This is a genomic window from Falsiroseomonas selenitidurans, assembly GCF_012103215.1.
Lineage (GTDB): Bacteria > Pseudomonadota > Alphaproteobacteria > Acetobacterales > Acetobacteraceae > Falsiroseomonas > Falsiroseomonas selenitidurans.
Window position 1 is genome coordinate 36,243 of sequence record NZ_JAAVNE010000038.1, and the last position, 18,743, is coordinate 54,985.

An 18,743-nucleotide genomic window follows, 5' to 3' on the forward strand; every position below is an offset into this window, starting at 1 on the left:
CTACATGAACCCCACCGGGTCCACATCCACCTGGACCCGCACGGAAGGCGGCAGCGTCACCCGCGCCAGCCAGTCGCGGATCAGCGGCTGAACCGGCACCTCCTTCCGCGCCTTCAGCAGCAGCCGCCGGCGGTGGCGGCCGCGCAGCAGGGCCAGCGGGGCGGGGGCCGGGCCCAGCACCTCCACGCCTTCGGCGCGTGGCGCGGCCAGGCCCAGGTCGCGGGCGGCGCGGTCGGCCTCCCGCTCATCCTCCGAACTCACCACCAGCGCCGCCAGTCGGCCGAAGGGCGGCCAGTGGCCGGGGCGCCGGCCGGCGGCCTCGGCGGCCATGAAGGCCTCCAGGTCGCCGGAGACCAGCGCCTGCATCACCGGATGGTCCGGGTTGAAGGTCTGCAGCAGCACCAGGCCAGGCGCCTCCGCCCGCCCGGCGCGGCCGGCCACCTGGTGCAGCACCTGCAGCGTGCGTTCCGCCGCCCGCAGGTCGCCACCCGCCAGGCCGAGGTCCGCATCCACCACCCCCACCAGCGTCAGCCCGGGGAAATGCCAGCCCTTGGCGACGATCTGCGTGCCGATGATGAGGTCCACCTGCCGGTCCGAGATCATCGCCGCCGCCGCCGCGGCCGCCGCCGGGCCGGGGATGGTGTCGCTGGCCATGACGATGCGCCTGGCGTCGGGGAACAGCAGCGTGGCTTCCTCCACCACCCGTTCCACGCCCGGCCCCACCGGCGTCAGCGTGCCGGGTGCCTGGCATTCCGGGCAGGTGGGGGGGATCGGCTCGGCATGGCCGCAATGGTGGCATTGCAGGCGCTTCTGGGCGCGGTGCTCCACCAGCCAGGCGGTGCAGTTCGGGCAGCGCATGCGGTGGCCGCAGGCGCGGCACAGCGTGAGCGGCGCATAGCCGCGGCGGTTGAGGAACAGCATCGCCTGTTCCCCCCGCGCCAGCGTCTGCCCGATCGCCGCCACCAGCGGCGGCGCCAGGAACCGCCCGCGCTCGGGCGGCGACTTCCGCAAATCCAGCGCCTGCACCCGCGCCATGCCGGCCGCCCCGTGGCGTTCCGGCAGGTCCAGATGCCGGTAGCGGCCGGATTCCACGTTGTTCAGCGTCTCCAGCGAGGGCGTGGCGGACACCAGCACGATGCTGGCCTGCGCCAGACGGGCGCGCACCACCGCCATGTCGCGGGCGTGATAGACCACGCCTTCCTCCTGCTTGAAGGCGGTCTCGTGTTCCTCGTCCACCACCACCAGGCCGAGGTCGGGGAAGGGCAGGAACAGGGCGGAGCGGGCGCCGACCAGCACCGGCACCTCGCCCTCCGCCACTGCCCGCCAGGTTTTTGCCCGCGTCTTCGCGCCAAGTTCCGAATGCCACAGGGCGGGGTCAACGCCGAAGCGGCGGCGGAATCGTTCCAGCCATTGCGCGGACAGCGCGATCTCCGGCAGCAGCACCAGCGCCTGGCGGCCCTGTGCCAGGCACTCCGCCACGGCATCCAGGTAGACCTCCGTCTTGCCGGAGCCGGTGACGCCGGTCAGCAGGGTGACGGAAAAATCCCGCGCCGCCACCTGCGCCCGCAGCGCCGCCACCGCCGCCGCCTGTTCCGCCCCCAGCGCGGGTCCGGGCAGGGAAAGGTCGGGCGGGGCGAAGGCCGGGCCGCGTGGCAGCAGCGCCGGCAGCAGCAGCCCGGCATCGGCCATGCCGCGGAGGACGGCGGGCGAGACGCCGGCTTCCTGCGCCAGTTCGGCCCCCGCCCGCACCTGGCCGGCGGCCAGGGCCGCCAGCACGCGCGCCCGGCCGGGGGTGAGGCGGGCGGGCGGTGGCCCCGGGGCGGCCTGCCAGCCGGCATGCGCGGCCGGCGGTTCCAGCCCGCCGGGGCTGCTCATCGCCATGCGCAGCACCGCGCCGGGCGGGCTGAGTGTATAGGCGGCGACCCAGGCGATGAATCGGCGCAGGGTTTCGGTCATCGGCGGCGCGTCCAGCACCTGTTGCACGTCGCGCAGCCGGGAAGCCGGCAGCGCCGCATCCGTCGCCCCGTCCCAGGCCACGCCCACCAGCTGCCGCCCGCCCAGCGGCACCACCACGAAATCGCCCGGCGCCACCTGCAACCCCGGCGGGATGCCGTAGTCATAGGCGCCCGCGGCCAGGGGCAGGGGCAGCAGCACACGGATTCGTGGCCTGGAAGCCACGCCCGGCAGTTGGTTCGGTGGCGACGACTTCCACCCGGGCGGGTGCATGCTCTATGCTCCGAGACGAACGAAACCGAAACAAGTTTACGCGGGACGCAGCGCGCCACCCTTACCACCGCGCCTGCCGCACCCGAGGGAATTGAGGCCGATGAAATTCTTCGTGGACACCGCCGATGTGGCAGAGATCCGGTCCCTGGCCGAAACCGGTCTGGTTGATGGTGTCACCACCAACCCCAGCCTGATCGCGAAATCCGGGCGCAAGATGGCGGATGTGATCGCCGAGATCTGCGCCCTGACCTCGGGGCCGGTGAGCGCGGAGGTCACCGCCACCGATTTCGCGGGCATGCTGGCCGAGGGCAAGTACCTGCGCGACATCGCCGCCAACGTCGCCGTGAAGGTGCCGCTGACGGAAGCCGGGCTGCGCACCTGCCGCGCCCTGGCGAATGAGGGCACGCCGGTCAATGTCACGCTCTGCTTCTCCGCCGCCCAGGCGCTGCTGGCGGCCAAGGCGGGGGCGGCCTTCATCTCCCCCTTCGTCGGCCGGCTGGACGACATCGCCACCGACGGCATGGGGCTGATCGCGGACATCGTGCAGATCTACCGCAACTACCCGGCGCTGAAGACGGAGGTGCTGGTGGCCTCCGTCCGGCATCCGATCCACCTGGTTGAATCCGCCAAGCTCGGCGCGCATGTGGCGACGCTGCCGCCGGCGGTGATCCGCCAGCTGCTGAAGCACCCGCTGACCGATAGCGGCCTTGCCGCCTTCCTCGCCGACTGGGCCAAGACGGGGCAAAGCATCCTGTGAGACGCAGCGCCGCCTCCATCCCCGGCCCGGCTGCAGATCCGATGGCCGCGGAGGTCGCGGCGTATCTGCTTGAGAATCCCGATTTCCTGGCGCGTCGGCCGGAGATCTATCGCGCCCTGGCCCCGCCACGGCGGGTGCATGGGGAAAACCTGGCGGACCACATGGTCGCCATGGTCGCCGCCGAGCGCGCCAGGACCAGGGCGCTGGAGGCGGAGGTGCAGGCGGCGATCGACGATGGCCGCGCCGGCGCCACGCTGGTGATGCGGGTGCGGCTGGCCGTGCTGGCCCTGATGCGCTCGCGCGACGTGGTGGAAACCGTCACCCAGGAATGGCCGGCGCTGCTGCGGGTGGAAAGCTGCGCCCTGCTGGCGGAGCCGGCGCCCGCCAGCGGCGGGCCGCAGACCGCGCTGGCTTTCGGCTTCCGCCGCGCCGGCATCCTGCCGCTGCCCGTCGGCTCTGTCACCCGCCTGGTCGGCCGCGGCCGGGACGCCCGGGTGCGGGCGGAGGTGACGGAGGCGGCGTTGCTGCATGCGGAAGCGGCGGCGCTGGTGACGCGCGATGCGCTGGTGCGGGTGCCCCTGTGGTGCGGCACGCCCTGCCTGCTGGCGCTGGGGGCGCGGGAAGCCGCGGCCCTGCCGATCCGCCAGGCCGCCACCACCCTGGCCTTCCTCGGCCGCGCCGTGGCCGCCGCGCTGACGCGCTGAGATGACGGCCAGCGAGGCCCTGGCGGATTGGCTGGCGATGCTGGCCGGTGAACGCCGGTCCAGCCCGCACACGCTGGAGGCCTATGGCGCCGATCTGGCGCTGTTTCTCGGCTTCCTGACGCGGCATCTGGGTGAGGCGCCGGACCTGGACGCGCTGGGCGCGCTGCGGCCGGCGGATCTGCGCGCCTTCCTGGCGCAGCGCGCGGCGGAAGGCGACGGCAATGCGACGCGGGCGCGGCGGCTGGCCGCCCTGCGCAGCTTCCTGCGCCACCTGGCGCGCCGGCATGGGCTTCCGGTGGACATGCTGGCCGGGCTGCGCGGCCCGCGGGCGCCGAAGCCGGTGCCCCGCGCGCTGACGGTGGCCGAGGCGAGGGAGGTCGCCTCCGGGATCGGCGCGGTGCACGACCCCGACCGGGCGGAGCAGCCGCGGATGCAGGCGGCGCGCGACGTGGCGCTGTTCACCCTGCTGTATGGCTGCGGCCTGCGTATCGCGGAGGCGCTGGCGCTGGATGTGCGCGACGCGCCACGCCCGGGCGGGGAGGGGGCGCTGCGGGTGGTGGGCAAGGGCTCGAAGCAGCGGCTGGTGCCGGTGCTGCCGGCGGTGCGCCAGGCGATGGGCGCCTGGCTTACGGAACACCCGGACCCGCAGCCGGACTCGCCCCTGTTCCTGGGCGCCCGCGGCGGGCGGCTGGACCCGGCGGTGGCGCAGCGCTCGGTGCGGCACTGGCGGCGGCTGGCCGGCCTGCCGGAACACGCGACACCGCACGCGCTGCGGCATTCCTTCGCCACGCATCTGCTGGGCGCCGGTGGCGACCTGCGGGCGATCCAGGACCTGCTCGGCCATGCCAGCCTGTCCACCACGCAGCGCTATACGCGGGTGGAGGCGGGGGCGCTGCTGGAGACATGGCGTCGCGCGCATCCGCGCGCGGATTGAGGGCGCGCATCCGCGCGCGGATTGAGGGCGCGCATCCGCGCGCGGATTGAGGGCGCGCATCCGCGCGCGGATTGAGAGCAGCAAAGCCGCCCGCCGGCAGTCCGGCGAGCCAAGGCCGCGGAGGGGCCGCCCGGCGCCTGAGGGCAGCAACGCCGCCCGCCGGCAGTCCGGCGAGCCAAGGCCCCGGAGGGGCCGCCCGGCGCCTGAGGGCAGCAAAGCCGCCCGCCGGCAGTCCGGCGAGCCAAGGCTCCGGAGGGGCCGCCCGGCGCCTGAGGGCGGAAAAATCCCCCCTCAATCCACCTTCATGCCGGTGGCCTGCACCACTTCCCGCCACCGTGTGGAGGCGCGGGCGACCCAGGCCTCGGCGGCGGCGCCGTCGCCGGCTTCCGGCGTCACGGCCCAGTTGGCCAGCCGCGCCCGGGCTGCGGGGTCGGCGAAGACCGCCGCCACCAGCCGCGCCGCCGCCGCCCGCGCCGGCTCCGGGATCGCGCGCGGGGCCATCAGCAGGTAGGCGAAGCGGATGTCGAAGCCGGCATGGCCCTGTTCCGCCACGGTCGCGACATCCGGCAGCATGGCGATGCGCTGCGGCCCGCTGATCGCCAGCGCCCGCAGCCGGCCATCCTTGACGAAATCCGCGCCGCCCGAGATGGCGATGAAGCCGGCCTGCACGCGGCCGGCCAGCAATTCCGTCACCGCCTGGGCGTTGCCGCGGAAGGGCACGTGTTCCAGCTGCCCCGGCCGCAGGCCAAGCGAATGGCCCAGATGCTCCATCGCCAGATGCCCGGGTGAGCCATAGCCGGCCGAGGCATAGAGCAGCGGCTGCCGCCGCGCCGCGGCGAGGAATTCTGCCAGCGTGCCGATGCCGGAGGTGGGATGCACCAGCAGCACCACCGGGTAGGTGCCGGCCACCGCCACCGGGCGCAGCGCCGCCGGGTCGAAGCCGAGATTGCCGTAGACGAAGGGGTTCACGGTGAAGCTGCTGTCGATCGCCAGCAGCAGGGTGCGTCCGTTCGGTTCGGCCCGCGCGGTGATGGCGGCAGCGATATTGCCATTGGCACCCGGGCGGTTGTCCACGATCGCGTTGCCCAGCCCGTGCCGCGGGGCGGCCTCCGCCAGCAGCCGGGCGATGCCGTCCAGCGCGGCGCCGGGCGGGAAGGCGGCGATGATGCGCAGCGGGTCGCCGGGCTGTGCCAGGGCAGGCGCGGCCAGGCTGGCGAGGCCGGCGGCAAGCGCGGTTCTCCGGGTAATCTGCATGGCTCATGCCTCCCAAGTTTGGTTGTTGGTGCCTATGCTGGCGGCTGGGGAACGGGGGAACAAGGCCGATGACCGTGCGCAACGTGCTGTTCATCATGTGCGACCAGCTGCGCTGGGACCATCTGGGCTGCGCGGGCCACCCCTTCCTGAAGACGCCGAACCTGGATGCGCTGGCCGCGCGCGGCGTGCGCTTCGCGCAATCCTACGTGCAATCCGGCATCTGCGGGCCTTCCCGCATGTCCTACTACACCGGCCGCTACGTCTCGACGCATGGCGCGACGCATAACCGCGTGCCGCTCTCGGTGGGGGAGGTGACGCTGGGCTGGCATTTGTCCGAGTCCGGCCGGACGCTCGCCCTGGCGGGGAAGACCCATGTGCTGCCCGATGCCCACGGCATGAAGCGCCTGCAGCTGGATGGGCAGGACGACCTGGCGGCGCTGCTGCGCGAAGGCTGGTTCACCCTGGTGGACCGGCATGACGGCCACCATGCGGAGACCGACAGCGCCTATGCCCATTGGCTGCGCGCGCAAGGCTATGACAGCCAGGATCCCTGGACCGACTACGTCATCGCGGTGGAGGACGAGGCCGGGCAGATCCACGATGGCTGGAAGATGCGCAACGCCCGCCTGCCCGCCCGGGTGCGGGACGAGCACAGCGAGACGGCCTACACCACGGACCAGGGCATCCGCTTCATGGAACAGCAGGGCGAAACGCCCTGGGTGCTGCATCTGTCCTATGTGAAGCCGCACTGGCCCTACATCGCCCCCGCCCCCTGGCATGCGATGTACACGCCCGAGCAATGCCTGCCCGTCTCCCGCCACCCCGCCGAGCGCGGGCCGGACATCCACCCGCTGTTCCGCGAATGGCAGAAGGAGGAGGTGAGCGAGAACTTCCAGAACGATGCCTGCATCGAGACCGTCCGCCCGGCCTATCAGGGACTGATCAGCCAGCTCGACCACCATCTTGGCCGGGTCTGGGCGGCGCTGGAGCGGCTGGGGCGGTGGCAGGACACGCTGGTGGTGTTCTGCTCGGACCACGGGGACTACCTGGGCGACCATTGGCTGGGGGAGAAGGAGCTGTTCCACGACTGCGTGCAGCGCGTGCCGATGATCGTGGTGGACCCCTCCGCCGCGGCGGAGGCCACGCGCGGCACGGTCGATGACCGCTTCGTGGAGGCGATCGACCTGGTGCCCACCTTCCTCGATGCCCTGGCGCTGGACCCGGCGCCGCATCTGCTGGAGGGGCGATCCCTGCTGGGTCTCACCCGCGGCACGGCTGTGGGTTGGCGCGACGCGGTGGTGTCCGAGCTGGACTGGACCTTCCGCGGCGCCCGCCGCCGGCTGGGCGAGCCCACCGGCCAGCACCACGCCTGGATGCTGCGCGACAGCCGCTGGAAATACATCCACTGGACCAGCGGCTACCGCCCGCAGCTGTTCGACCTGGCGGCGGACCCGCAGGAGTTCTTCGACCTCGGCGCCGATCCGGCGCTGGAGGGGGTGCGGCAGCAGATGCGGGAAAGGCTGCTGGCCTGGTTCACCGGCCTGAAGCGCCGCACCACCCTGACCTGGGCGGAGGCGGAGCTGCGCACGGACAGCCACAAGCGCGCGGGGGTGTTACTCGGCGAGTGGTAGGCGCCGCGGTCTGCACCGGCACCGGCACCTGCACCGGCACCTGCACCCGGCCCCGGCGGCCCGCGCGCGTTGACGGCGGGCGGGCCGCGCTGGCGGTCCCTACGCCACCACCTCATGCCCCACGGGGTGGTAGCCGCGGCCATACCAGATCAGCGCGCGGCCCGGCAGGCCCTGTCGGATGGCCAGGATCTCCGCGAAGAAGACACTGTGCGTGCCCTTCTCCAGCACCTCCGCGATGCGGCAGTCGAAGGACACGGCCGCATCCTCCAGCACCGGGGCGCCGGTGGCCATGGTGGACCAGTTGCCATGGGTGAAGCGGGCCTCCCCCGTCAGGCCGCCGACGCCGGAGAAGGCCTCCGAGATCGGCCGCTGCCCGGCGGCCAGCGTGTTCACGCAGATCACGCCATTCGCCTTGAACACCGGATTGCCGGAGGAGGTGCGGTTCAGGCAGACCAGCAGCGTGGGCGGGTCGTCCGTCACGCTGCAGACGGCGCTGGCCGTCACCCCGGCGCGGCCGCCCGGACCGGCGGAGGTGACGATGTTCACGGCGGCGCCGAGGCGCGCCATGGCATCGCGGAATTCGGCGCGGCTGACGGTCATGGGCTGATCCTGCATCTCTCGCGCAAGATGGGTGGTGACGCGGCGCTTGGGAAGCCGGTCCGCGCTTCAGCAGGGCTCCAGCCGGATCGCTTCCACCCGCGCATCCACCGCCGCGCCGGTATCCTCCGTGTCGGTGGCGATCGCCACTTCCCGCAGCGGCGGCACCGGGGCGTCGCCGAAGGCGCGGCGCCAATCGGCCGCCAGATCCACCCTTTCCTCCTGCCACACGCCGCGTGGCGTGCCGGCCGGGCGCAGCACGCGCAGGCGGCTGATCGCCGGCGCCCAGGGGCTGGGCTGGAAGCCGGGCCGGGCCTCGCCGCCCCAGACATAGGACAGCACGCTGCGCGGCAGCACGTGGTCGCCGGCGGCCGCCTGGGCCAGGCCATGCTGGGCGCGGGCGGCGAAGCCCGCGGCCGGGCCGAAGCCGGTGAAGCCCACCGCCACCGCCAGGGCCCGGTCGTCGCCGCCACGGCGGGCGAGGTCGGTGGCCGGCGGCCCGGCATCGACGCGCCAGCGCCAGGCCAGGCAGGTCGCCTGGCCCTGCACAGGCCGGTAGAGGAAGGCCGCCTGGCCGCGCCCCTGCACGCGTACGCCGTCGCCCGGCGTTGCCGTGAAGGCCGGCGGCGCGATGCCCTGCCACAGCACCTTGCGCCAGCCCAGCCGTTCCAGCTCCGGCGCCGTGCGGCCGGGGGCGATGGCGGCCGCCAGCAGGGGCGCCAGGGCCAGCAGCAGCAGGATGCGAAGGGCAGGCCGGCGGCGGGCAGGGGGCGGGTCGGGGCGCATGGCCGAAGGCTCGGGCATCCAATGGCCGGCGCACAAGACAAATATTACCAAAAAATGAACCGACCGCGCGATGATCGGCTTGGCTCAATCCTCCAGCCGCGCCGCCATCCAATCCTCCCGGGTGATCCGGTACCAGAGATGCGGGTTCAACCGGTGGTCCGCCGGCAGGCGCGGATGGGTGAATTCCCCCTGCCGCGCCAGGCCCAGCTTCTCCATCAGCCGCCAGGAGGGTTCATTGGCCGGCGGGGTGAAGGCGACGATGCGGTCGAGGCCCAGCGGCCCGAAGCCATAGGCCAGCGCCAGCCGCGCCGCCTCCTCGGCCAGGCCCTGGCGCTGCTGCGCCGCGGCGATACGCCAGCCGATCTCGACCGCGGGGGTGAAGGGCGCCTGCCAGGGGATGTGCATCAGCCCGACCACGCCGGCCAGCGATGCGTCCGGCGTCTCCACCACCCAGAATCCCCAGCCATGCTGGGTGAAATGCCCGTCCAGCCGGCGCGCCCAGGCATCGCTGGTGGCGCGGTCCATCACCTCCGGGAAGTGGCGCATCACGGCGGGGTCGCCGTTCAGCGCGTGCAGTGGCGCCAGGTCGTCCGGCAGGCGCCAGGGGCGCAGCGTCACCCGCGGCCCGTGCAACGTCACCATCCCCGCCATCGCCCTGCCTCCGCCTTCGGATCGGCGGCTGTAGCATGGCTTCGCCCCCTTCGCGCGGGCGGCAACAGGGGTTAGGTAGGGCGCACGAAGGAGAGAAGCATGAACGCCCCCACCGTCGATGCGCTCGCCGCCACCGTGCCGGATGGTGCGCTGGTCGCCCTGCCGCCCGACAATTCGCTGCCCTCCCTGGCGCTGGCCCGGGCGCTGGTGCGGCGTGGCGCGAAGCGGCTGCGGCTGCTCGGCGTGCCGGTGTCGGGCTTCGCGACGGACCTGCTGATCGGCGCCGGCTGCGTGGCGGAGGTGGAGACCAGCGCCGTCTCCCTCGGTGAGGCCGGCTTCGCGCCGCGCTTCACCGCCGCGCTGAAGGCCGGCACCATCAAGGTGCGCGATGCCACCTGCCCGGCGATCCATTCCATGCTGCAGGCGACAGAGAAGGGCATTCCCTTCATGCCGCTGCGCGGGATCATCGGCAGCGACATTTTGCGCAATCGCCCGGACTGGCGCGTTGTTCCGAACCCCATGGGTGATGGCGTCCCCGACCCCATCGTGCTGCTGCCGGCGCTGTCCCCCGACGTGGCGCTGATCCATGGCGCGATGGCGGATGAGGCCGGCAATGTCTGGCTCGGCCGGCGCCGCGAATGCGCCACCCTCGCGCATGCCAGCAAGCGCGTGCTGGCGACGGTGGAACGCCTGGTCGCGGGCGACATGCTGGAGGATGAGCGCCTGGCGCCCGGCTGCATCAGCGGCACCTATATCGAGGCGGTGGCGGTGGCCGAGCGCGGCGCCTGGCCCGTGGCGCTGCTGGACGAATATCCCTTCGATGCCGCGCATCTTTCCGAGTATGCCCGGCTGGCGAAGACCGAGGCGGGGTTTGCCGAATATCTGGACCGCTACGTCCTCGCCCCGCGCGCGCAGGCTGCCGAATGACCATCAAGCTCGAAGAACGCCTGGCCGCCACGCTGGCGCGGCTGATCCTGGACCCGGCGGCGCCGCCGGCGCGGCACATCGCGGTGGGGGCGGCGAGCCCGATGCCGGCGGCGGCCTGCTGGCTGGTGAAGAAGCAGGGGCACCCGATCCGCCTTTCCCTGCTGCACAAGCGCAGCGGCAATCCCTTCTCCGAAGGCTCCCGCGAATTGTTCGACCTGACGGGGCAGGGGCGGATCGACCTGTTCTTCCTCGGCGGCGGGCAGATCGACGGGCAGGCCAACCTCAACCTGGTCGGCACCGGCGAATGGCCGGGCGGCTCGGCGCAGGGCGGCGTGCGCTTCCCTGGCAGCTTCGGCAGCGCCTTCATGTATTTCATGACGCCGCGCACCATCCTGTTCCGCGAGGAGCATTCGCCCCGCGTGCTGGTGCCGCAGGTGGACAACATCTCCGCCCCCGGCGTCTCCGCTCCCGGCGTGTTCCGCCGCGGCACGGCGCAGGCGCTGGTCACCGGCAGATGCGTGTTTGCGTTCCATCCGGATCGCGCGCGCTTTTCGCTGGCCAGCCTGCATCCGGGCGAGACGGTCGAGAGCATCCGCGCCGCCACCGGCTTCGACTTCGACGTGGCGGAGGAGGTGCCGCAGACGCCGGACCCCACCGAGGCCGAGCTCGCGCTGCTGCGCGGGCCGGTCTGCGACGAGATGCTGGAAACCTATCCGGAGTTCTGTGCCCGCGTGTTCGACAGGAAACTGGCCGCATGACCGATGCGCTTCCCATGACCCAGGGCAAGGGCCTGGCCCTGTCCCCCGGCGCGCTCGCCGGCCTCAAGGTCATCGACCTCACCCGCGTCCTCGGCGGCCCCTACTGCACCATGATCCTCTCCGACCACGGGGCCGAGGTGGTGAAGATCGAGCCGCCGCAGGGCGACGAGGTGCGCGACTGGGGCCCGCCCTTCGTGGAGGGCTCCGCCAGCTACTTCATCGGCGTGAACCGCAACAAGCGGTCGCTGGCGCTCGACCTCGGCAAGCCGGAGGGGCGGGAGGTGCTGATGCGCCTGCTGGAAGGCGCCGACGTGCTGATCGAGAACTACAAGCCCGGCGCCATGGAGAAATGGGGCATGGGCTATGCGGATGTCCTGTCCAAGCGCTTCCCTGGCCTGGTGCATTGCCGCGTCTCCGGCTTCGGCGCGGATGGCCCCCTGGGCGCGCTGCCGGGCTATGACGCGGTGATCCAGGCCATGGTCGGCCTGATGTCGATCAACGGCAACGAGACCACCGGCCCGCTGCGCATGGGCACGCCGATCGTCGACCTCGCCACCGGCCTCTATTCCGCCATCGCCATCCTGATGGCGCTGCAGGAGCGCACGCGCAGCGGCCAGGGCCAGTTTCTCGACATGAGCCTGCATGATTGCGGCATGGCGCTGCTGCATCCGCAGGCCGCCAATTACTTCCTGAACGACAAGCGCCCCAAGGCCACGGGCAACCCGCACCCAAACATCTCGCCCTATTCCAAGTATCGGACCAAGACCTGCGAGATCTTCCTGGCGGTGGGCAACGACCCCACCTTCCGCAAGGTCTGCAGGTTCCTGTCCCTGGACAGCCTGCCGGATGATGTGCGCTTCAGGACCAATGGCGATCGCCTGAACAACCGCGACACGCTGACGGAAATACTGGAAGCGCGGCTGGCGGCGGAGGATGGGCACGACCTCTGCGACCGCCTGCTGAAGGCCGGCGTGCCCGCCGGGCCGGTGATGCATGTGGACGAGGCGATGAATGCGCCCCATACCGCACATCGCCAGATGGTGACGGAGCTTGGCAGCTACCGGGGCCTGGGCACGCCGATCAAGATGAGCCGGACGCCGGGCGGCACACGCGCCGCCCCGCCCCGCTTCAATGAGCACGGTGACGACATCCTCGCCCGCCACGGTTTCACGGCGGAGGAGGTTGCTGAGTTGAAATCGAAGGGGATTGTGGTGGCGGCACGCCGGACATGAGCATGAGCAAGGACCCGCCGCGCAGCCTGCGCGCCATCGAGCAGCCGGCCGAGATCGAGCGCCTTCTGGGCCTCTGGGCCGCTGCCTTCGAGGAGAAGTCGATCCCCGCCCGCGCCCGGCCGCGGCTGCGCCCCGCGGCCACCGGCCGCAAGGCCGGGTGCACGCTGTGGCAGGCCAAGGTCGCCGGGCTCGACATGCATATCTGCCTGGAGGAGGTGACCAGCGATCGCTGGCGGCTCGACCACGGCACCCAGGGGGCGCTGGCGCTGCGCGACGGCGCGCCGGTGCTGCTGCGGCAATGGTATGTGAAGCGCGCCCCGGCCGATGCCTCGCTCTCCGCCGCCGAGATCGCCCAGGTGACGGAGGAGCCTCCCTTCTACGTCACCCCCGGCGTGCATCGCGGCGCCCCCTCCGAACGCCGGCTGTACCAGCTGGTGGCGGACCTGACCGCAACGCCGGAGGAGATCCGCGCCCAGACCGGCGAGGCCATCGCCCGGCAGACGGCGGCGACGGAGAAGTTCGGCTTCGTCTGACCACGCCCGGAAGCCCTCTCCCCCCCCCCAGGGGAGAGGGTTGGGAGAGGGTTGGGTGAGGGGCGCGCCGAAATCCGGCGCCAAGGCCCGTCGCGCGGCAGACCCGCGCAACCACCGGATGGCGCCGCCCCGGCCCCGCCGCCTATCCAGGCGGCATGACCCAGCCGATGACGCCCCGCTCCTGGCTCCTGCTCCTTGCCCTTTCAGTGGTCTGGGGCGGGTCCTTCTTCTTCATGGCGGTGGCGCTGCGGGGGTTTCCGCCCTTCAGCATCGTGCTCGGCCGCGTGGCGCTGGCCGCCCTGGTGCTGGCCGCCGCCTGCCGGTTGCTGCGCCTGGCGCTGCCCGCGACACGCGCCGGCTGGCTGGCCTGCGCCGGGATGGGGCTGCTGAACAATGCCATCCCCTTCACCCTGATCGTGCTGGGCCAGCGCTTCATCCCCTCCGGCCTCGCCGCCGTGGTGAATGCCGCGACGCCCGTCTTCGCCGTGCTGGCCGCGCATGCCCTGACGACGGATGAGAAGCTGACGCCGCTTCGCCTGGCCGGCGCGCTGCTGGGCCTGGCCGGCGTCGCCATCCTGGCCGGCCCCGCCGCCTTCGGCCTGGCCGGGGTGGGGGAGGCGCTGGGCATCGCGCTGTGCCTGGGCGCCTGCCTGTCCTACGGCCTTTCGGGGGTGTGGTCGCGCCGGGTTCGGGCGGCGGGGCTGGCGCCGCTGCCGGCGGCCGCCGGGCAATGCATCGCCTCCTCGCTGATGATGCTGCCGCTGGTGCTGGCCTTCGACCGGCCCTGGACCCTGCCGGTGCCGCCGGCGGAGGCGGTGGCGGCGCTGCTGGCGCTCGGGCTGCTGGCCACCGCGCTCGCCTATGCGCTGTTCTACGCCCTGCTGGCCGCGGCAGGCGCCACCAACACCATGCTGGTGACGCTGCTGGTGCCCGTCACCGCCCTGCTGCTGGGCCATCTGGTGCTGGGGGAGGTGCTGGCCCTGCGGCACCTGGCGGGGATGGCGGTGATCGGCCTGGGGCTGCTGGCGATCGATGGGCGCCTGCCGCGAAAGGCCGGCGCGGTCTTCACCCGCCGTTGAGCTTTTCCTGCCAGGATGGGGCCTTACCAGGATGGTCCCGATGGAGATCGTCAACGGCTATCCCTGCCGCGACTGCGCCGATGTGGCGCGGGCGAAGCGGAACATCGACCCGGCCAAGCCGGAACAAGGTGCCGCGCCGAAGCCGGAACCCGCCTGGGTGGCCGCCGCCGCCGCAGCCGGCGTGCCGCAAAGGCTGCTCGACCTCTACGCCTGAGCGGCCAAGGCCGGGGCGGCCATGCGGGAGGCAGGCCCTCAGGGCCAGCGGAAATCCCGCGCCATCGCCTGCTGGGCGGGGGTTTCCGCCGCATGCGGCAGGTAATGGGCGCGAACATAGTCCAGCGCATCGCCCTCCACCCCCGCGGCGCGGGCCAGGCAGGCCATGAACAGGCCGGTGCGCCCCACCCCGGCGCGGCAGCCGACATGCAGCGGCCGGTCGGGTTCCGCCTGCAATTGCCGCAGCGCCGCCCCCACCGCCTGGCGCAGCGCCACCGGGTCCGGCAGGCCGAAATCCGCGGTCGGCAGTTGCACATCCGCCAGCCAGGCCTTCTCCGCCGCCATCTCCAGGCACACGCCGAAGGCGCCCTCGGGGAGGGAATCGAAGGGCCCGCCGGTGACCGTCACCGCCCGGCCCGCCACCACCAGCGGCAGATGCCCGCGAATGGTCATTCCTGCGGCTTCAGGCTGCGCAGATAGGCCACCAGGTCCGAAAGCTCCGCCGGCGTCATGGCGCGATAGGCCCAGAAGGCCATGGGCGGGGCCAGCGGCCGGTCATTGGCGGAGATGCCCTGGGTGATGGCGCGGATGATCTGCGCATCGGTCCAGCCACCCAGCCCGTTGGCATGCGGCGTCAGGTTGCGGGCGACCGAGACGCCCCAGGGGCCGCGGAACTCCATGCCGCCGGCACCGAGGCGGGTGTGGTCGTTCTGCCCGGTGGGCAGCATCGGCGTGTGGCATTCCATGCAATGCGCCACCGCATTGGCCAGGTATTCGCCACGCGCCACGGGGTTGTTCGCCGGTTCCGGCACGCTGGTCACCGGGGGGCCCCAGGCGGGCGGCAGGGTGATGCGGTAGACGCTGCGCTCCACCGGGTTGCGCACCGGCGGCACGGTGCGGAGAAAGGCGACGATCGCCGCCAGGTCGCGATCGGACAGGCCGCGATACAGCGCCATGGGCATGGGCGGGCCGATCAGGCTGCCATCGGGGCGGATGCCCTCGCGGATCGCGCGGGCCAGCTGCGCATCGGTCCAGCGGCCGATGCCGGTTTCCGGGTCCGGCGTGATGTTGGGGGCGACGGCGCGGAAGGGCGGCTCGTCGAACACCGTGCCACCGGCCAGGGTGCGGCCGGCCACCGGCCCCTGCGGGCCCATCGGCGTGTGGCAATTGCCGCAGGCGCCCGTCACCTCGACGAGGTGCCGCCCGCGTTCCAGCAGCGCCGCGTCCTGCGCGCGCGCCGGCGGGGCGCAAACGATTGCCACGACCAGTGCGGCACACGCCGCTTTCAGCCAGACCGACATGAAGCGCATCCCCTCCAAGGCGGTAAACCCTGCCTCCGGAACGGAATGCCGGCAAGACTACCTTTCCACGCGGACACCCTGCCAGAAGGCGATGTGGCCGCGGATCTTCGCGGCATCCGGCTTGGGATCGGGATAATACCAGGCGGCCGCGGCGTTCACCTGCCCTGACACCACGACATCGTGATAGCGCGCCGTGCCCTTCCAGCCGCAGACCGTGGTGCGGTCGGAGGGCTTCAGGTGTTCGGGCTTCACCGCCTCCGGCGGGAAATAGACATTGCCCTCGACCAGCTCGAACCGGTCGCTCTCGGCGATCACCGCGCCGTTCCAGATCGCCCGCGCCATCATCCTGCCCCCATGCTGCCGGTCTGAGGTGGCGGCGCCGGGGCGGGCGTCAAGCCGCGGGCGGCTCCGGCACCGGCTCCATCAGCGACTCCGCTTCCTTCTTCAGGCTGATGTAGGAGCGCAGGGAAAACGGCAGCATGCCGAGATAGATCAGCCCGCCCGCCGCCAGCGCCGCCCAGGGCTCCGCCACCAGCAGCGCCACATACAGCCCAGCGCCCAGCAGCACCGGCAGCACCGCGGCGCGCGGGATGCGGAAATTCTTGAACGACCAGGTGGGCAGGGTGGAGACCATCAGCACGCCCACGGCCACCAGCACCGTGCCCACCAGCACCGGGTGGCGGATGGCCGCCCCGGTGCCGATCCAGCCCCATTCGGAAAAGGCCAGCGCGCCGAACAGCGGGAACAGCGCGCAGCCGGCCCCGGCCGGGGCGGGGACGCCGGTGAAGAAATTATACGCATAGGCCGGCTTCGGCGCCGGGCCGATATCCAGCGAGGCGTTGAAGCGGGCCAGCCGCAAGGCGGAGCAAACGGCGAACAGCAGGCAGGGCACGAAGCCCAGCGGCCCCATGGTCTGCATCGACCACAGATACAGCACCATGGCCGGCGCCACGCCGAAGGACAGGAAATCCGCCAGGCTGTCAAATTCCGCGCCGAAGCGCGACGTCGCCTTCAGGAGCCGCGCCAGCCGCCCGTCCAGCCCGTCGATCACCGCGGCCGCGACGATCAAGGCGGCGGCCAGGGCGAAGCGACCCTCGATGGCGGCGCGGATCGCCACCAGTCCGGCGCAGAGGCCGAGCATGGTCAGGATGTTCGGGATCAGCCGGTTGAAGGACAGGCCCTCGAAGCGCGGCCGGGTGCGCGGGCGGAAGCGCCGGCGCAGCCGCCGCAGCGGGTTCGGCGGGCGATCCGGCGCCTCGCTCATGCGGTGGCGGCCATGGGCAGCAGCTCCGCCACCACCGTCTCGCCGCCGATCATGGTCTGGCCGAGCACGGCCAGCGGGCGCGAGCCTTCCGGCAGGTAGACATCGGTGCGGCTGCCGAAGCGGATGATGCCGAAGCGCTCGCCAGCCTGCACCTGGTCGCCCTCGCGCACATGGCAAAGGATGCGGCGCGCGATGAGGCCGGCGATCTGCACCACGGCGATGCTGCGCCCGTCCGGCATGCGGATGGCCAGCGCGTTGCGCTCATTGTCCAGGCTCGCCTTGTCCAGGCTGGCGTTGAGGAAGGCGCCGTGGCGATAGGCGATGCGGGTGACCACGCCTTCCACCGGCATGCGGTTCACATGCACGTCCAGCACGGACAGGAAGATGCAGATGCGGTAGCGCGGCGCATCGCCGAGGCCCAGCTCCGGCGGCGGCACGGCAGGGCCTGCCAGCACCACGCGGCCATCGGCAGGGGCCAGCACCACCTGGCCGCGCGGTGGCGGCACCCGTTCCGGATCGCGGAAGAAATACAGGCAGAACAGGGTGAAGACCGCCCCGATCCAGAACAGCCAGTCGCCGAGCAGCAGCCCGCCGATGACCGCGACGGCGGCGCCGCCATAGATGAACGGCTTGCCCGCCGGATGCGGCTTGGCGACGACGAGACGGATGGAGGAGAGCAGGCTCATGGGGGCGCTTATGGTGTGTTCATCCTTCGCCGGCAACATGCATCCATGGACAGCATCCCGCACGGACCGTTCCTGGTCTCTCAACACGGCGCGCTCACGCCGGTTCGTCGGCCGGCCCTGCGCTTCGCCTGGCGTGGGCGAGGCTGCGAGGCCACCTTCTCGGAGGGCCAGCTCAGCCTCGCCGCGCAGGCGGGGGCGGTGCCCTACACGGCGGAGCATCCGGCGGCGCGCCCGGCGGCCTTCGCGGCGCTGGGGCGCATGCCCAGGGAATTGCCGGCGGGCTGGCGGTTGCGGCTGCTGCCGGACCATCGGGTGCAACTGGAATCCGCGGTGCCGCTGGCGGGTGCGCCCACCGCCACGGAGCTGGTGCGGGAGATGGTGCGCTTCGCCCTGGCACTGGACCCCTATCTGGACCGGCTGGAATCCGCGGGCGTGGCCGGCGGCGCGGGGATGGTGAAGACCTGACCGGGGAAGATCAGGTTCGGGTTGCGGATCTGGTCCCGGTTGGCTTCGAAGATCACGGTGTAGCGGATGCCGCGGCCATAGGCGGCGCGCGCCAGGCGCCACAGATTATTCCCGGGCTGCACCACGATCCGTCCATCCGGCAGGGTGGCGGAGGGGATCGGGTCGCGCTGGAAGGGCAGCTCGATCCGCGCCGCCACGGCGCCATCGGCGGCGATCTGGTCCAGCCGCAGCCGGTGCCGCCCGATCGAGACGACCTCCTGCGGCGCCATGGTCCAGCGGCCTTCCGCATTGGCGGCAACCTCCCCGGCGGGGCGGTCGTTCACATAGATGCGGATGGAGGCGCCGGGCGGGGCGGTGCCGGCGAAGCGGATGCCGCCCGACTGGTCGTAATCGACCACCTGCAGCCCCAATGGCCCGCCAGGCCCGGGCGCGGAGCCCTGCAGCACGCGCGGCGCTTCGTCTTCCGGCAGCAGCACCACCAGCGGGCGGGACGGCGTGGCGGGCGGTGCGGCGCGCGGCGGGGCCTGGGCGAGGGCACGCTGTAACGCCTCGGCCCGGGCCAGCGCCTCAGCGCGGGCCGCGGCTTCGCGGCGTGCCTCGGCCTCGGCCTGGGCGAGGGCTTGCGCCCGGCGCCCGGCTTCGGCGCGGGCGGCATCGGGGTGACGGCGCGTGACAACACGCTGACCGTGGCCGGGGAGTCTGCGCCGCCGGTGCCGCAGGACAATTGCCGCGTGCGGTAGGGCGG

At 72.5% G+C, this 18,743-nt stretch carries 22 protein-coding genes; 11 read left to right on the plus strand and 11 right to left on the minus strand.

The genetic code is table 11. The features are described from left to right. Entirely contained in the window at positions 1-2,226 is a 2,226-nt protein-coding gene (locus HEQ75_RS19890; RefSeq protein WP_168033867.1) for a primosomal protein N', read from the minus strand. A gap of 100 nt (positions 2,227-2,326) precedes the next feature. Between HEQ75_RS19890 and fsa the strand changes: the two genes are divergently transcribed. From fsa to HEQ75_RS19905, 3 genes are read left to right on the plus strand one after another with little or no spacing between them, the layout of a single operon-like run. Further along, positions 2,327-2,983, plus strand: a complete 657-nt coding sequence (gene fsa / locus HEQ75_RS19895) for a fructose-6-phosphate aldolase (protein ID WP_168033868.1) — start codon at positions 2,327-2,329, stop codon at positions 2,981-2,983. A gap of 41 nt (positions 2,984-3,024) precedes the next feature. Next, positions 3,025-3,687, plus strand: a complete 663-nt coding sequence (locus tag HEQ75_RS19900) for a GAF domain-containing protein (protein WP_168033869.1) — start codon at positions 3,025-3,027, stop codon at positions 3,685-3,687. Position 3,688: 1 nt separating this feature from the next. After that, positions 3,689-4,621: a tyrosine recombinase XerC gene (locus tag HEQ75_RS19905; protein WP_168033870.1), complete on the plus strand. Its 933-nt coding sequence runs from the start codon at positions 3,689-3,691 to the stop codon at positions 4,619-4,621. Positions 4,622-4,912: 291 nt separating this feature from the next. Here the strand turns inward: HEQ75_RS19905 and HEQ75_RS19910 are convergent, their stop codons facing one another. Next, positions 4,913-5,875, minus strand: a complete 963-nt coding sequence (locus HEQ75_RS19910) for a Bug family tripartite tricarboxylate transporter substrate binding protein (RefSeq protein ID WP_168033871.1) — start codon at positions 5,873-5,875, stop codon at positions 4,913-4,915. 68 nt (positions 5,876-5,943) lie between these two features. On the opposite strand from HEQ75_RS19910, the gene HEQ75_RS19915 reads away from it, so the two are divergent. After that, on the plus strand, positions 5,944-7,506 hold the full coding sequence (locus HEQ75_RS19915; RefSeq protein WP_168033872.1) for a sulfatase-like hydrolase/transferase: 1,563 nt from the start codon (positions 5,944-5,946) through the stop codon (positions 7,504-7,506). A gap of 99 nt (positions 7,507-7,605) precedes the next feature. On the opposite strand, the gene HEQ75_RS19920 is transcribed toward HEQ75_RS19915, so the two are convergent. The 3 genes from HEQ75_RS19920 to HEQ75_RS19930 form a co-directional block, all read right to left on the minus strand. Beyond that, complete coding sequence (locus HEQ75_RS19920) at positions 7,606-8,106, minus strand: flavin reductase (RefSeq protein ID WP_168033873.1); 501 nt, start codon at positions 8,104-8,106, stop codon at positions 7,606-7,608. 66 nt (positions 8,107-8,172) lie between these two features. Further along, on the minus strand, positions 8,173-8,907 hold the full coding sequence (locus HEQ75_RS19925) for a DUF3047 domain-containing protein (protein ID WP_168033874.1): 735 nt from the start codon (positions 8,905-8,907) through the stop codon (positions 8,173-8,175). A gap of 66 nt (positions 8,908-8,973) precedes the next feature. Continuing rightward, on the minus strand, positions 8,974-9,540 hold the full coding sequence (locus HEQ75_RS19930; RefSeq protein WP_168033875.1) for a GNAT family N-acetyltransferase: 567 nt from the start codon (positions 9,538-9,540) through the stop codon (positions 8,974-8,976). Between the two features lie 99 nt (positions 9,541-9,639). On the opposite strand from HEQ75_RS19930, the gene HEQ75_RS19935 reads away from it, so the two are divergent. The 6 genes from HEQ75_RS19935 to HEQ75_RS19960 all read left to right on the plus strand — a co-directional run bounded on the left by HEQ75_RS19935 (position 9,640) and on the right by HEQ75_RS19960 (position 14,283). Continuing rightward, complete coding sequence (locus tag HEQ75_RS19935) at positions 9,640-10,467, plus strand: CoA transferase subunit A (protein ID WP_168033876.1); 828 nt, start codon at positions 9,640-9,642, stop codon at positions 10,465-10,467. Then, a complete protein-coding gene (locus tag HEQ75_RS19940) occupies positions 10,464-11,225 on the plus strand; it encodes a CoA synthetase (RefSeq protein ID WP_168033877.1) in 762 nt (253 codons plus the stop codon). The genes HEQ75_RS19935 and HEQ75_RS19940 overlap by 4 nt, the downstream gene beginning before the upstream one ends. Continuing rightward, positions 11,222-12,457: a CaiB/BaiF CoA transferase family protein gene (locus HEQ75_RS19945; protein ID WP_168033878.1), complete on the plus strand. Its 1,236-nt coding sequence runs from the start codon at positions 11,222-11,224 to the stop codon at positions 12,455-12,457. Before HEQ75_RS19940 ends, HEQ75_RS19945 begins: the two co-directional genes overlap by 4 nt. Positions 12,458-12,459: 2 nt before the next feature. Next, positions 12,460-12,990, plus strand: a complete 531-nt coding sequence (locus tag HEQ75_RS19950; RefSeq protein ID WP_209318663.1) for a hypothetical protein — start codon at positions 12,460-12,462, stop codon at positions 12,988-12,990. 167 nt (positions 12,991-13,157) lie between these two features. Further along, entirely contained in the window at positions 13,158-14,069 is a 912-nt protein-coding gene (locus HEQ75_RS19955; protein WP_168033880.1) for a DMT family transporter, read from the plus strand. 40 nt (positions 14,070-14,109) lie between these two features. Beyond that, a complete protein-coding gene (locus tag HEQ75_RS19960) occupies positions 14,110-14,283 on the plus strand; it encodes a hypothetical protein (protein WP_168033881.1) in 174 nt (57 codons plus the stop codon). Between the two features lie 38 nt (positions 14,284-14,321). Here the strand turns inward: HEQ75_RS19960 and HEQ75_RS19965 are convergent, their stop codons facing one another. From HEQ75_RS19965 to HEQ75_RS19985, 5 genes are read right to left on the minus strand one after another with little or no spacing between them, the layout of a single operon-like run. After that, positions 14,322-14,735, minus strand: coding sequence for a protein-tyrosine phosphatase family protein (locus tag HEQ75_RS19965; RefSeq protein ID WP_168033882.1), 414 nt, complete (start codon positions 14,733-14,735; stop codon positions 14,322-14,324). Next, positions 14,732-15,583: a c-type cytochrome gene (locus HEQ75_RS19970; protein WP_168033883.1), complete on the minus strand. Its 852-nt coding sequence runs from the start codon at positions 15,581-15,583 to the stop codon at positions 14,732-14,734. The genes HEQ75_RS19965 and HEQ75_RS19970 overlap by 4 nt, the downstream gene beginning before the upstream one ends. Positions 15,584-15,640: 57 nt before the next feature. Continuing rightward, positions 15,641-15,925, minus strand: a complete 285-nt coding sequence (locus HEQ75_RS19975; protein ID WP_168033884.1) for a DUF427 domain-containing protein — start codon at positions 15,923-15,925, stop codon at positions 15,641-15,643. Between the two features lie 49 nt (positions 15,926-15,974). Next, positions 15,975-16,847 carry a CDP-alcohol phosphatidyltransferase family protein gene (locus HEQ75_RS19980; RefSeq protein ID WP_168033885.1) on the minus strand — a complete coding sequence of 291 codons (873 nt, stop codon included), beginning with the start codon at positions 16,845-16,847 and terminating at the stop codon, positions 15,975-15,977. Beyond that, on the minus strand, positions 16,844-17,572 hold the full coding sequence (locus HEQ75_RS19985; RefSeq protein WP_268887781.1) for a phosphatidylserine decarboxylase: 729 nt from the start codon (positions 17,570-17,572) through the stop codon (positions 16,844-16,846). The genes HEQ75_RS19980 and HEQ75_RS19985 overlap by 4 nt, the downstream gene beginning before the upstream one ends. Before the next feature lie 6 nt (positions 17,573-17,578). Between HEQ75_RS19985 and HEQ75_RS19990 the strand changes: the two genes are divergently transcribed. Next, positions 17,579-17,998 carry a hypothetical protein gene (locus HEQ75_RS19990; RefSeq protein WP_168033887.1) on the plus strand — a complete coding sequence of 140 codons (420 nt, stop codon included), beginning with the start codon at positions 17,579-17,581 and terminating at the stop codon, positions 17,996-17,998. Here the strand turns inward: HEQ75_RS19990 and HEQ75_RS19995 are convergent. Beyond that, positions 17,938-18,743 (minus strand): LysM peptidoglycan-binding domain-containing protein (locus tag HEQ75_RS19995; protein WP_209318665.1); only part of this gene is annotated, 806 nt, incomplete at its 5' end. The two genes, HEQ75_RS19990 and HEQ75_RS19995, sit on opposite strands and share 61 nt — an antisense overlap.